At 39.2% G+C, this 13,377-nt stretch carries 11 protein-coding genes; 2 read left to right on the top strand and 9 right to left on the bottom strand.

The features are described from left to right. Positions 1–114: 114 nt before the first annotated feature. Entirely contained in the window at positions 115–1,032 is a 918-nt protein-coding gene (gene rsmH, locus AC0L6O_RS02620; RefSeq protein ID WP_473306107.1) for a 16S rRNA (cytosine(1402)-N(4))-methyltransferase RsmH, read from the bottom strand. Positions 1,033–1,126: 94 nt separating this feature from the next. Between rsmH and AC0L6O_RS02615 the strand changes: the two genes are divergently transcribed. After that, positions 1,127–2,347 carry a peroxiredoxin family protein gene (locus tag AC0L6O_RS02615; protein WP_473306106.1) on the top strand — a complete coding sequence of 407 codons (1,221 nt, stop codon included), beginning with the start codon at positions 1,127–1,129 and terminating at the stop codon, positions 2,345–2,347. An 86-nt stretch (positions 2,348–2,433) separates the two neighbouring features. Then, a complete protein-coding gene (locus AC0L6O_RS02610; RefSeq protein ID WP_473306104.1) occupies positions 2,434–3,624 on the top strand; it encodes an MFS transporter in 1,191 nt (396 codons plus the stop codon). Positions 3,625–3,758: 134 nt separating this feature from the next. On the opposite strand, the gene AC0L6O_RS02605 is transcribed toward AC0L6O_RS02610, so the two are convergent. The 8 genes from AC0L6O_RS02605 to nirB all read right to left on the bottom strand — a co-directional run bounded on the left by AC0L6O_RS02605 (position 3,759) and on the right by nirB (position 13,224). Further along, positions 3,759–4,496, bottom strand: coding sequence for an L-ribulose-5-phosphate 4-epimerase (locus tag AC0L6O_RS02605; protein ID WP_473306102.1), 738 nt, complete (start codon positions 4,494–4,496; stop codon positions 3,759–3,761). A 124-nt stretch (positions 4,497–4,620) separates the two neighbouring features. Continuing rightward, a complete protein-coding gene (gene araA, locus AC0L6O_RS02600; RefSeq protein WP_473306101.1) occupies positions 4,621–6,051 on the bottom strand; it encodes an L-arabinose isomerase in 1,431 nt (476 codons plus the stop codon). A 19-nt stretch (positions 6,052–6,070) separates the two neighbouring features. Then, a complete protein-coding gene (gene moaA, locus AC0L6O_RS02595) occupies positions 6,071–7,051 on the bottom strand; it encodes a GTP 3',8-cyclase MoaA (protein WP_473306099.1) in 981 nt (326 codons plus the stop codon). After that, positions 7,038–8,153, bottom strand: a complete 1,116-nt coding sequence (locus AC0L6O_RS02590; protein ID WP_473306098.1) for a cysteine desulfurase family protein — start codon at positions 8,151–8,153, stop codon at positions 7,038–7,040. The genes moaA and AC0L6O_RS02590 overlap by 14 nt, the downstream gene beginning before the upstream one ends. Positions 8,154–8,162: 9 nt before the next feature. After that, positions 8,163–8,816: a response regulator transcription factor gene (locus AC0L6O_RS02585; protein WP_473306097.1), complete on the bottom strand. Its 654-nt coding sequence runs from the start codon at positions 8,814–8,816 to the stop codon at positions 8,163–8,165. A 3-nt stretch (positions 8,817–8,819) separates the two neighbouring features. After that, positions 8,820–10,253 (bottom strand): ATP-binding protein, encoded by a 1,434-nt coding sequence (locus AC0L6O_RS02580; protein WP_473306096.1) that lies wholly within the window; start codon positions 10,251–10,253, stop codon positions 8,820–8,822. A 70-nt stretch (positions 10,254–10,323) separates the two neighbouring features. Then, a complete protein-coding gene (nirD, locus tag AC0L6O_RS02575) occupies positions 10,324–10,668 on the bottom strand; it encodes a nitrite reductase small subunit NirD (RefSeq protein ID WP_341226708.1) in 345 nt (114 codons plus the stop codon). A 27-nt stretch (positions 10,669–10,695) separates the two neighbouring features. Then, complete coding sequence (gene nirB, locus AC0L6O_RS02570; RefSeq protein ID WP_473306094.1) at positions 10,696–13,224, bottom strand: nitrite reductase large subunit NirB; 2,529 nt, start codon at positions 13,222–13,224, stop codon at positions 10,696–10,698. Between the last annotated feature and the right edge of the window lie 153 nt (positions 13,225–13,377).

The following is a 13,377-nucleotide window of genomic DNA, read 5'->3' as shown; positions in this document are numbered from 1 at the left end:
TTTATATTAAAGCACTTAATCAAAGTTAAGTATTACTATTCCAAAAAACCAAAATCATTTCTGAGATAAACTCGACGCTTTTTAAACCTTAAAACAAATCGGGTGTTTCGCTGCCTATTTTTCGGGTTTCTCTGCTATACGTAACTTTGCACTTCGTGACCTTGGGTTGGCTTGAAGTTCATCATCACTGGCGGTAACTGGCTTACGTGTGACGCCATTAATCGGCTTAAGCACATTACCAAAAAAGTCTTTTTCAAGGTGCCCATCTAGGTAACCACTTTTGATGTAATTTTTCACCATTCTGTCTTCTAAAGAATGATAAGACATCACCACCAATCTACCTCCAGGGTTCAGTAAATCAGGAACTTGGAACAAAAACTCTTCAAGAGCTTTCATTTCTTCATTAACCTCTATTCTTAAAGCTTGAAAAACCTGAGCGTAGTATTTAAACTCTTTAAATTTTGGAGCTACCGTATCCAAAACCTTCTTTAGTTCTTCTATGGTTTCTATTGACCCTCCAGTTCTGGCCATGTCAATAGTTTGAGCAGCAGTTTTAGCGTTTTTTATTTCACCATACATACCTAAAATTTTATGCAATTCGGCTACCTCATAGTTATTGATAACATCTTTAGCGGTAGGCCCAGTTTTTCTGTTCATTCGCATGTCAAGGTCTGCGTCAAAGCGTGTAGAAAAACCACGCTCTGGCGTGTCAATTTGATAGGACGATACGCCTAAATCTGCCAAAATGCCATCTACTTTTTTGACACCGTGCACTCTTAAGAACTTTCTTATGTGACGAAAATTAGCCTGAATGAATGTGAATTTGTTTTTGTCAAACCCCTCTGCATTCTTTTTTGCGTCCTCATCTTGGTCAAAACTGTATAGTTTGCCATTCTCAAGTTTATCTACAATAGCTTTAGAATGACCTCCGCCACCAAAAGTAATGTCAACATAAATACCATCAGGATTAATATTTAAGCCTTCCAAGCATTCAGGAAGCATTACAGGAACATGATAATCAAGATTTGACATGAACTTAAAAGCGAGTTTTTTGATTTACAAAAGTAGTTAATTGTCCGCTGAGAAGCGATTTTACATTCAGTCTTTAGAAATTACAATAACATAGATGAGAAAACTCCTTTTGATAGTTTCTGCCTTTTTGCTTTGGCAATGTGAAAGCGAAGAAAAACCATCGATTGACGGTATCTGGCGAGCAGAAGTGCCAACCCTTATTGGGCCTATTCCATTTAATTTAGAAATTGAAACTTCTGGCGACCTGATAAAAGTATTTGCCATAAATGGCGAAGAAAAGCTGGAATTAGACAACGCTTTTTTCAAAAATGACTCGCTGCATATTACGATGGAGGTTTTTGATGCCAAAATAGTAGCACATGTTGACGACAAAAAAATGACTGGGATTTATACCAAAAAACTGGACAACAACAGTAATAGGTCTGGTGTATTTTCGGCAAGCCTAGGAGACTCTTATAGGTTTATACCAAGCTCTGAAACTGCCGAGTACGACGTTTCTGGCAAGTGGCAGGTTTCTTTCACAGAACCAGAAGGCAAAGTTTACCCGGCAATTGGTGTATTTACGCAAGAGGGTAACAAAGTAAATGGAACATTTTTGACCAGTACTGGCGACTATCGATTTTTAAATGGAAACGTGGTTGGCGACAGCCTTAAGCTTTCATGTTTTGATGGTACGCACATATTTCTTTTCAAAGCTAAAATCAACAAAAATAGGTTAGAAGGAGGCCGATTTACTTCCAGTTTGCTCTACAAAGAAACTTGGGAAGGCGTAAAAGATGAAAACGCAAAACTTCCCGACCCAGATAGTTTGACTTATATAAAAGGAGGTTTTGACAAGTTTGAATTCTCTTTCAAAAACACAAAAGGCGAAACTATTTCACTATCAGACGAAAAATATAAAGGCAAGGTAGTGCTGGTGCAAATACTAGGAAGCTGGTGCCCAAACTGTATGGATGAAAGCAAGTTCTATGTAAAATGGCTTAAAGAAAATCCAGAAAAGAACGTTGAAATTATAGGCTTAGCTTTTGAAAAAAGCACCGACCCTGCCTTTGCTTATCCGAAAATTAATAAGATGAAAAAGCGTTTCGGAATGGAATACGAAGTACTATTGGCAGGAGCAATCAATAAAGAAGAGGCAAACAAATCACTTCCGATGCTTAACCATGTCATGAGTTACCCTACCACCATATACTTGGATCAAAAGCATCGCGTACGAAAAATACATACAGGCTTTTCTGGTCCAGGAACAGGCGAATACTATGCACAATTCGTAGAAGGTTTTGAACGTTTTATGGAACTGCTGACAGTCGAATAAGGGATTCTTCAAGAATTGTACTTTTTCAATAAAAAGGAAACTAAAGGCCTTGTTTCGTTGTAGTTATAGCTTACAACATTCTTTTAATGAGCTCGAAAGAAAGACTTCTTCTCATAATTTTAGCCTGTGTCAACTTTACCCATATAATGGATTTCATGATACTGATGCCGCTTGGCCCACAGTTGATTGAGATTTTTGACATCAATACGCAGCAGTTTGGTTTTTTGGTAGCTACCTATGGAGTATCAGCCGCTATTTCAGGTTTTACTTTAGCGTTTTTTGCAGATAGATTTGACCGAAAAAAGGTACTCCTATTCGCATATATTGGTTTTGTGGTAGGAACATTTGCCTGTGCTATTTCTCCTACATTTGCCATCCTAATCTCTGCCAGAACCATCACTGGGCTATTTGGCGGCATGATAGGCTCGCAGGTTTTATCTATTGTAGCTGATGCTTTTCCTTACGAGCGAAGAGCCTCTGCCATGGGAATTATCATGATGGCATTTTCTTTAGCTTCGGTCATTGGAGTTCCTGGAGGCTTATTTTTAGCCACTAAATTTGGCTGGCATGCTCCATTTTTCACGGTTGGTGGTTTAGGTATAATCGTCATGGTTTTAATCTGGCTTTTTGTACCAAATGTTACTGCCCACTTAGAGGAAAAAGGTGCCAAACAGAAAAAGTTAGAAGTGCTCACCAATATTCTTAAAACGCCTAATCAGCTTAGAGCCCTAGGTCTTTCTACCATTATTATGTTGGGGCATTTCAGTATTATCCCATACATAGCTCCTTCTTTGGTTTCGAATATTGGTTATAAAGAAGACCAGATATTCTTGATTTATTTGGTAGGCGGCTTGCTCACTATTTTCTCAGCTCCATTAGTCGGAAAACTTGCAGATAGAAAAGGCAAGTTCCCAATTTTTGTGACATTCGCACTACTTTCCTGTATCCCTATATTTTTAATTACCAATTTGGTGCCTGTACCCCTTTATGTGGTTTTAACTATTTCTGGTTTGTTTTTCATCTTTTCGAATGGACGACTTATTCCAACGCAAGCGATGGTTTCTGGTGTGGTTACACCAAAACAAAGAGGTGGTTTTATGGCATTTAATTCTAGCGTTCAGTTAATGGCTCAGGCTATTGCTAGTAGTATAGGGGGATTAATAATTATTCAAAGAGAAGATGGTTACCTAGACCACTACGACTGGGTGGGTTATTTTGCCATCAGTATGATTTTGCTAAGCATTTTGGTGGCGAAAAAGGTGAAGAATATTAATTAAAGGTCATTAATGAAATGTTTGTCATGATTTTTATTGAAAAATCACGCCAAACGAAATTAGCTTTTTGACAACCTGCCAGGGGCTTCACCCCTTGCTATTAACATTTCGCTCCTATGGAGCTATTCCTGTTATAATTAACAGCCCTGCCCGTAATAAGCATCTTTCCCGTGTTTACGTTGGTAATGCTTTTGTCTTAGAGTTTCCTTAAGCCTAGGTGTATCAGGGTTTATAGCAAGGGTTAATTGAGCCATTTTGGCTACTTCTTCTAACACTGCTGCATTATAAACTGATTTAGCCGCATCTTTTCCCCAGGTAAATGGACCATGATTTTGAAGTAAAACCATTTCCATTTCTAAATGTGAAAGTCCCCTTTCCTTAAAAACATTGAAAATCTGATTTCCTGTTTCAAACTCATAATCGCCCTGAATCATCTCATCAGAAAGCACTGGAGCACATGGAATATCTTGATGGGTATGGTCTGCATGTGTTGTTCCAAAAATAGGAATGTCCTTGCCGGCCTGAGCCCATGCCACAGCATAGGTGCTATGGGTGTGGGTTATTCCTCCAATGTCGTTCCATGTTTTATAAAGTAATGCATGTGTTTTGGTGTCTGATGATGGCCTCATTCTTCCTTCTACTAGCTTGGCATCAAAATCCATAACCACCATATCTTCCACCTTCAATTTTTCATAAGGCACGCCACTAGGCTTAATGGCAAAGACTCCTTCTCTTCGGTCTACGGCACTCACATTACCAAAGGTAAATAACACTAAACCTAGTTTAGGAAGCTCTAGATTGGCTTCATAACACTCTTCTTTTAAGTTTTTATACTTTTTCAAATTCTTGGTCTTAATGTACTGTAGCGTCTTCATCGTCGTGTAAATTTTTTGGGTATTAATAAAAGTCGGTGAACAAAAAATCTATATTGAGATTATTAATTCAAATTACCAAAAACACTCGACTAAGCGGGCTACTTTATAGAAACAAACTCCAAAATTAACTAATCACAACTAACTCTAAATCAAACATTCTAGCGAAATCTTCCATGTATTCTAGCGATAAGTTTTGACTATAAACGGTATGGTGTGCACCACCCGCTTCTAACCATTGCTTTAAGCCTTCTTTCATGCTTGGTTCTGGCTTCCACATCACTCTGGCCGTTGGCAGTTTTGGGAATTTTTCTGTTACTTCTAAACCTTGTACTAAATTTACAATCAAACGAAAACGGTCTCCCATGTCTACCAGAGATACATTCATAGCTGGGCCTGCATCGCCATTAAAAACCAATCTTACTGGGTCTTCTTTTCCTCCAATTCCTAGTGGGTGAATTTCGCAAGCAACTTCACCCGAACAAATACTCGGGCAAATTTCTAACATATGCGAACCCAAAACCATTGGATTTTCAGGATTGAAATGGTAGGTATAATCTTCCATAAAAGAGTTTCCTCCTTTCATGCCTGTAGCCATTGTTTTTAAGATTCTTACCATGGCTGAGGTTTTCCAGTCGCCCTCTCCACCATAGCCGTAACCTGCCGCCATCATTCTTTGCGAACCTATTCCTGGTAGCTGACGCATACCATGTAAGTCTTCAAAAGTGTTGGTATATGCTCCAAAACCGCCTTCTTCTAAAAAGGCCTTCATTCCTAATTCAATTCTCGCTGCTTCTACCAAAGAATCATACTTCTCTGCTCCTTCTGCCAAAGAAGGCATCATTTTATAAACAGACTTATATTCTTCAATAAGTGTCTTGATTTCGGCATCTGTAACCTTATTGATATACTCCACCAAATCTCCAACTGGATGCGTATTGACAGAAAAACCAAACTTCATTTGAGCGGCCACTTTGTCACCATCGGTCACAGCCACTTCACGCATATTATCTCCAAACCTCGCTACTTTTAGGCTTGTCATTTCTTTGGCGGCTACCGCTACTCTTGACCATACATTTATACTTTCCAAAACCTCTGGGTCTTGCCAGTGGCCTACTACGGTTTTTCTTTTGATATTCATTTTAGTCAAAATATGACCAAACTCTCTATCGCCATGAGCCGACTGATTTAGATTCATGAAATCCATATCAATATCTGCATAAGGAATATCTCTGTTAAACTGCGTATGAAGATGAAGCAATGGCTTTTGAAGGGCGTTTAAGCCATTAATCCACATTTTAGCAGGGGAAAATGTATGCATCCAAGTAATAACTCCCACGCAATTTTCTTGAGCATTAGCAGCACTCAACATACCCAAAATCTCCTCTGGAGTTTTTACTACGGGTTTGAAAATTACATTGACGGCTATGTTTTCAGATTCCTGAAAATAGTCTACTATTTCTTGAGAATGCTCATCTACCTGGCGTAGTGTTTTTTCTCCATACAAATGCTGGCTCCCTGTGATGAACCAAACTTCAAAATTTCCTAAATCAATCATGGTTAAACTTGTATTTTTTTTATCCTCCTATGGTTGTCATACTTTCCGTTACTATCGATTTCCTGTTGGCTTCTGCCTCAAATCCATCTTTATGCCTATTGGTAAACACTTGTGTCAATGTCTCTTTTATTGCCACGTCATCTGTGCTACTTCTTAACAAATCTCTAATATTTAAAACACCATCATCATAAAGGCAGGTTTTTAGCGTACCCGTTGGCGTTACTCTAATTCTATTGCAAGTTCCGCAAAATGTTCTGCTATAAGCGGCAATTACGCCCACATTTCCAAGATGGTTTGGGATACTGTAATTATACGAAGTAGAACTGGCTGCATCTTTTAATTTGGCTAATGAAGGATGTGCCTCTTTTATGATATCAATGATTTTGTGGTAGCTCATAAAGGCGGTTTCGTTTAGCCCGCTACCATTGAAAGGCATTTCTTCTATAAACCTTACCGAAACTGGCATCTTTTCGCTCAAACCAACCAATGGTAAAATGTCTTGGTCGTTTTTACCAGCCATTACTACAGCATTAATTTTAGTATCTATTTCATGCTCCAGCAAAGCGTCCAGTGTTCTTAAAACATTTGGCAACTCGTCCCTACGAGTCATTTCTTTGAATCTTTCTCTGTCAAGGGTATCTAAGCTGAGGTTGATAGAACTTATCCCTAAAGCTTTTAACTCCGGAACTAGGTGTTCGGTCAAAACACCGTTGGTGGTAATGTTAACTTTTTCAATGCCGGGAATCGCTACCAAAGCTCTCAAAAAGCTCATCAACTCTTTTCTCACAAAGGGTTCTCCGCCTGTTATCCTGACCTTCTTAATACCTAGTTCGGCCATCATTCTGACCATTCTCAGCATTTCTTCAAAAGTGAGTAAATGTGGTTTTGGCAAAAAGGAAATCCCCTCTTCTGGCATGCAATAGAAGCAACGGAGATTGCAACGGTCTGTAACCGCCAATCTTAAGTAAGTTATTGGTCTTCCGTGATTATCTATTAGCATAATTTTTTACTGTTTCTATCACATGACTCGCTGCTGCGGCCATGTCTTCTGCTGAAGTGAACCTGCCTAAACTAAAACGAATAGAACTAAAAGCATCTTGCTCTGAGAGTCCCATTGCTTTTAAAACATAAGACGGCTCCGTGGATGCCGAATTACATGCTGAACCATTTGAGACTGCTATTTTATTTAGTTTGATAAGCATCTCTTCGCCATCTAAACCTTGAAAACAAAGACTGCTAATTCCCCCTACTCGAGATGCCGAACTGGCGTTTACTTTGGCAAAAGGCAGTTCTTTTATTATCCTTTCTTCAAATGCACTTTTCAAAATTCCTAACCGCTCATTCTCTTCCGTTTTGAACATTGACACGGCTTCTGCAACACCAACAATACCCGGAATGTTTAACGTTCCGCTTCTTCTATTTCTTTGATGGCGACCGCCATGTATTTGAGCGGAAAGCTTTATTTCTTTTTTTGCCAAAAGTACACCTACCCCTTTTGGTCCATATACTTTATGTCCTGAAAAACTTATCAAATCAGCTTCTTTTGGAATGTCTAATTTTCCTAAAGATTGCGAAGCATCAATATGCACTAAAACGCCCTTTTTATGAGCTAAAGCTATCACCTCCGAAACTGGCATGATGACTCCTGTTTCATTGTTAACGTGCATGATGGAGATAAGTTTGGTATCTGACTGAATAGCTTTCTCTAATTCGTTTAAATCTATTTCACCATTTTCTGATACCCCAATTTCAGAAACCTTAACACCTCTACTTTCTAAATACTCCGCAGTATCTAGGGTCGCTTTATGTTCGGTCTCAAAAGTTATCAAATGTCCTTTAAAGCCCTCAAAAACTCCTTTAAGAGCTAAGTTTATTGACTCCGTGGCTCCACTGGTAAATACTATTTCATCTGAACGCCAATTAAGCTTCTTTGCTATTTTTGCTTTAGCTAAATCAACAGCCTCCTCAGCCTCCCAACCATAGGCATGAAACCTGCTGGCGGCATTGCCAAAGTGCTCCGTAAAATAAGGCAGCATGGTTTCTAAAACCCCTTTATCTACTGGAGTGGTTGCAGCATAGTCTAAGTAGATTGGGTAGTTCATAGGGCAATTTTACAGTCCTTCTGTACTGGCAATTCTTACTAGTTCCGCAGTGTTATTTAGGTTGGTTTTCTTTAGCATGTTCGCTCTGTGATTGCTCACGGTTCTGATGCTAAGCCCCAACTTTTCGGCAATATCTTTACTGCTTTTTCCGTCTGCAATAAACTTCAGAACCTCCACCTCTTTTTTAGACAAAACACCTAAAACTTTCTGATTCCCATTAAAGGTTTTCATGGTGGAGTTTCCCTGCATGGCAGAAACCAATATGGCAGAAACCTCTGGCGGAAAGTACTTCTCGCCATTATGAACCACATGCATGGCTTTCACTATTTCTTCTTTGTCAGCATCTTTAAGAATGTAGCCATCCACCTTACTTTCAATGCTTTTCAGAATATAATCTGGGTCGTTATGCATGGAAAATATCAAAACTTTGATTTTGGGAAACCTCTTTGAAATGTGTGCTGCGGTTTCTATGCCATTCATTTCAGGCATATTAATATCCAATAAAATTAAGTTTGGATTTAATTCTGGAATTTTCTCCAAAGCTTCTCTTCCACCACTAGCCTCGCCTACTATTTCTAAACTTGGTTCGTCTTCTAAAAGGAAACTCATTCCTTTTCGTACCACTTCGTGGTCGTCCACCAACAAAACTTTAATATCCGCCATTTATCAATCAATAGATTCAAACGGCAATTTAATGAAAATATCAGTTCCTTCTCCCTCTAATGTGGTAAGTCTAAAGGTCCCATTTAGAAGCGTTACCCTCATTTTCATATTCTCAAGACCATTATGAATCAAAGACTGCCGAGTAGACTTAAGCTTTTCTTGGTCAAAGCCTTTACCATTGTCGGTTATGCTTAGTTCTAAGAGGCCATTATTTTCATGTATTTTCACCTTGGCCACTTTGGCGTTAGCATGTTTAATGATGTTATTTAATGCCTCCTGAACAATTCTGTAAATGTTAATTTCCATGTTTTGCGTATACCGCTTCTCAGGGCTAGAAGCCTCTATGAAAATCTCCAAATCAGTTTCGTTTTGAGCTTGGTGAGCAAAAATCTTGAGAGCTGAAGCTATCCCAAAGTCATTAAGAGCCGTTGGCATCAAATTGAAAGAAATTGTTCTAGTGGCTTCTATGGTTTCGTTGGTTAGTTGTTTCATGTGCTCATAAGCCTTTCTGAGCTTTGGGTTCATGTCGGGTGAATTAAGCCTTCCCAAACTCAACTTAATACCGGTCAACATTTGCCCAAGTCCATCATGAATTTCACGTGACATTCTTTTTCGCTCTTCCTCCTGCCCCTCTAGTAAATATGCCGACCGAACCTGGTCTTGCTTTCTCCTATTCTCATATTTCTCTTGGGTGGCTTTTTGCAAATCATCTTGCGTTTTTAAAAGCATTTTATTTGAAACCGAAAGCTGATTATTGGCCGAAAGCAGATTCTGTTCAGAGCTGCTGAGCTCTTTAATTACCCCTTTAACATAATTAGCCAAAGGGTTAAAAATGAAGATAAACTCCACGAAAAGCGTCAGAAGCGTGAGGAACAAAATAAGGAACTCAAATGCCCTCAAAATAGCCACCCTCTGCGTGGCTTCTTGGTCATATTGGAAAACTATCTTATCCATAGTTTTCAGGAAGTCAGATTCACTTTTCAGAAGTGAAGAAACATCATAAGCTGCTAAAGAACCATCTTCTAAAATTACATTGAAAACTGCCTGCATGTTTTTATAAAAAGGAGCAATCTCCTTAAACATGTCGTCTATCAAAAGAGAATTATTGACCTCATATTTCTGTGTATCTCTCAGGTCATTATCTCGTAAACCTTCGTGTGTGCTTTGCCAATCGGCAAAACTAGATTTAAAGGTTTCTTGGTATTCTGCAGTCCATTTTTGAGGGTCGTACCTTTTTAATAAAAATAGTTTTGTGAGCCTTTGCGAAAGCATTCTTTGACGCCCCGCGAGGTTTACCACGTGGCTATTATCCGAAACATCAAAAAGTGAAATTTGAATAAGCGTATGACCAAAAATGGTCAATATAGCCACAATGGCCAAAGCCACTATATACTGACCTGTAAGCCTATCTGCTACCGTTTTATCTATTGAAATCATTTATAGGAACACCCTCATGAATTAAATATTCAAGATAGAGAAAATCTCAAGCTTATTAGCTAACAGCGACTTAAATGCCTACAAAAACATCGTCTCCTTCTACTTTAATTTCGTAGGTTTTTAATTGATAATCTTCTTCTCCCATGCAGGCTCCTGTTTTTAAAGAAAAGTTCTTTTTATGAAAAGGGCAGGCCACTTTGGGCTCATCTTTTGTGGCACCAATCATCCCTCTTGAAAGTACCATTTGCTGCTTATGCGGACAAAGATTTTGTGTAGCATACCACTCGCCTCTTCTTTCGAAATTGAAAATCGCGATTTGCTCACCATCTATCATCACACATGCTCCGCCATTGGCCGGAATGTCTTCTACTTTGCATGCTTTTACCCATGCTTTTGTTTCTAAAACTGTTTCCATCTTTTTAAAATTTATTCTGGGTAAATATCAATTCCAATCTTTTGCTTTAACCTGCTCTCTAAAAGGAACCAGCTCCACCGTAGGATCTTTCTCCTCAGGAGCATTCACAAAATGAGCAAACTGCTTACGGATTTCAGGATTATTCACAGCTTCTGTCCACTCGCATTTATAGTTTTTTACCAGTTCTTCCATGCCCTCGTCTAGTTCTTTACAAATCCCTAAAACATCATCCATAATGACCGTTTTTAGGTATTCTATGCCACCTTCCATTTTATCCATCCATGCGGCAGTACGCTGAAGTGGTTCCGCCGTTTGAATATAAAACATCAGGAATCTATCAATTAACTGAATGCATCTTTCGTCACTTAAGTCAGTAGCCAAAAGCTCGGCATGACGTGGTGTCGCACCGCCATTTCCTCCTACATATAGGTTCCAGCCTATTTCCGTAGCTATAATTCCAAAGTCTTTTCCTTTGGCTTCGGCACACTCTCTAACACAACCCGAAACGCCACCTTTTAACTTGTGTGGAGAGCGTAGGCCTTTGTATCTGTTTTCTACCTCGATGGCAAAACTCACGGCATCTTGCACACCGTATCTGCACCAGGTGGTTCCAACGCAGCTTTTCACCGTCCTTAAAGATTTCCCGTAAGCTTGACCTGTTTCAAAACCTGCGTCAATTAACTCTTCCCAAATATTTGGCAAATCGCTGACGTGAGCACCGAACATATCAATACGCTGACCTCCCGTTATTTTGGTATAAAGACCGTATTTTTTCGCTACCTGACCTATCACTATTAATTTATCTGGTGTAATTTCTCCTGCCGGAATTCTTGGCACTACAGAATAGGTGCCTCCACGCTGAATATTGGCCAAAAACCTATCATTAGAATCTTGAGCGGTAGCTCGCCCCTTTTCTAAAACATTTTCGCCCCATAAACTCGCCAAAATAGAAGCTACAGCAGGCTTGCACGTTTCGCAGCCATCTCCTGTACCTAAAGCATCCAAAACCTCATCATAAGTTTTAAGGTTTTTCATTTTTGTCAAACTCAAAATTTCTTGACGCGTATGGTCAAAATGCTCACAAATGACATTTCTAACAAACACACCTTGAGCGGCCAGCCCTGCATTAAGCAGGTCTTTGACCATTGGCGTGCAGCCACCACAGCCTGTACAGGCTTTTGTAGCTTTCTTAAGACCATCTAGGGTACTACAACCCTTCTGTACTTCCTCTAGAATATCACCTTTGGTAACGGCTTCGCAAGAACATATCAATGCGAAATCTGAAATAGCCATAACGCCTGCACCGTCATCTTCTCCGCCTCTTGAGCCCAAAATAAGCTCCTCTGCATTTTGAGGGATTGGCAACTTATTATTTACCGTTTGCAGAAGCATATTATACTGCTCCGCATCTCCAATTAGGATACCGCCCAAAAGTTCTTTCCCATCATTAGAAACATTAACACGCTTATATATTCCTTTAGCTCTATCTTCAAAAGTGATGGTTTTGCAATCTGGTGCTTCCGCAAAAGCATTCCCAAAACTGGCTACATCAACACCAATTAGCTTTAATTTGGTGGACATGTCAAAACCTGTAAACTCAGACCTTTTCGAAACTACATCATTAATTACTTTCTTCGCAATACTATTTAGAGCAACCTCCGCCATTTCATAGCCAGGAGCTACCAAACCGTAAATCATGCCTTCATAAAGAGCACATTCACCTATAGCAAAAATATCCGTCTCGGAAGTTTCCATGGCTTCATTTACTTCAATACCTCCTCTTAAGCCCGTTTTCAGTTCAGTAGCTTTGGCTAGTTCATCTCTTGGCTTAATTCCGGCAGAAATAACCACCATTTCAGCATTCAGGGTTTCGCCGTCATAAAATTTAAGACCGCTAACCGTATCATCTCCTAAAAATGTTTCTGTATTCTTATTAGCATGCACTTTTATACCCAGCTCTGCTAGTTTACTTTCTAAGACACCGGACCCTGCTGCATCAATTTGCCTCGGCATTAAACGAGGAGCAAACTCCACCACATGTGCATCAGACACGCCTAAATCAAGCAAAGCTTTGGCCGCTTCTAGTCCTAAAAGCCCACCACCTATCACCACGCCAGTTTTTGCTTTTTTGGCATGAGATTTCATCATGTCCAAATCTTCAATAGTTCTGTAAACAAAGACCCCATCAAGCTCTACCCCTTTTATAGGCGGAACAAATGCTCCTGAGCCCGTAGCAAAAACTAAGTAATCATAAGACTCTACCACACCTCTGTGGGAAGTAACTTTCTTATTTTCTTTATCTAGTTCTAAAACGGGGTCTCCTAAATGAATCTTGATATTGTTTTCTTCATACCAAGACAATGGTGCCATGGTAAGCTCTTCCAAAGTTTTCTCTCCGAAGTAAGAACTCAAGTGTACTCTGTCATACGCGGGCCTAGGTTCTTCACCAAAAACCACGATTTCTAATTGAGATCTTAGAGAAGAGGATACAGCTTTTTCACAAAACTTATACCCTACCATTCCATTTCCGATTACTACAATTTTGGACTTTTCCATTATTAACTTAAACTATTTTATGCAACAATTAACTAAATTGTACGAAACAAATATTTAGTTATACCTAAGTATATTTCGATAGTTCAAATGTATGGTTATTTTCTAATTTTAAAAACTTTTCTTCTTTATTTTAGACATATAGCAATATTATAG

This window comes from Arcticibacterium sp. GJ41-1, from assembly GCF_055808875.1.
This window is presented reverse-complemented; position numbering and strand designations above follow the sequence as displayed.

Bases quoted from the DNA above. Each gene is read 5' to 3' on its own strand.
- araA (WP_473306101.1), bottom strand. From the start codon at position 6,051: ATGATTGATTTAGGAAATTTTGAAGTTTGGTTCATCACAGGGAGCCAG.
- moaA (WP_473306099.1), bottom strand. From the start codon at position 7,051: ATGCTAATAGATAATCACGGAAGACCAATAACTTACTTAAGATTGGCG.
- nirB (WP_473306094.1), bottom strand. From the start codon at position 13,224: ATGGAAAAGTCCAAAATTGTAGTAATCGGAAATGGAATGGTAGGGTAT.
- AC0L6O_RS02610 (WP_473306104.1), top strand. From the start codon at position 2,434: ATGAGCTCGAAAGAAAGACTTCTTCTCATAATTTTAGCCTGTGTCAAC.
- AC0L6O_RS02605 (WP_473306102.1), bottom strand. From the start codon at position 4,496: ATGAAGACGCTACAGTACATTAAGACCAAGAATTTGAAAAAGTATAAA.
- nirD (WP_341226708.1), bottom strand. From the start codon at position 10,668: ATGGAAACAGTTTTAGAAACAAAAGCATGGGTAAAAGCATGCAAAGTA.
- AC0L6O_RS02580 (WP_473306096.1), bottom strand. From the start codon at position 10,253: ATGATTTCAATAGATAAAACGGTAGCAGATAGGCTTACAGGTCAGTAT.
- AC0L6O_RS02615 (WP_473306106.1), top strand. From the start codon at position 1,127: ATGAGAAAACTCCTTTTGATAGTTTCTGCCTTTTTGCTTTGGCAATGT.
- AC0L6O_RS02585 (WP_473306097.1), bottom strand. From the start codon at position 8,816: ATGGCGGATATTAAAGTTTTGTTGGTGGACGACCACGAAGTGGTACGA.
- rsmH (WP_473306107.1), bottom strand. From the start codon at position 1,032: ATGTCAAATCTTGATTATCATGTTCCTGTAATGCTTCCTGAATGCTTG.
- AC0L6O_RS02590 (WP_473306098.1), bottom strand. From the start codon at position 8,153: ATGAACTACCCAATCTACTTAGACTATGCTGCAACCACTCCAGTAGAT.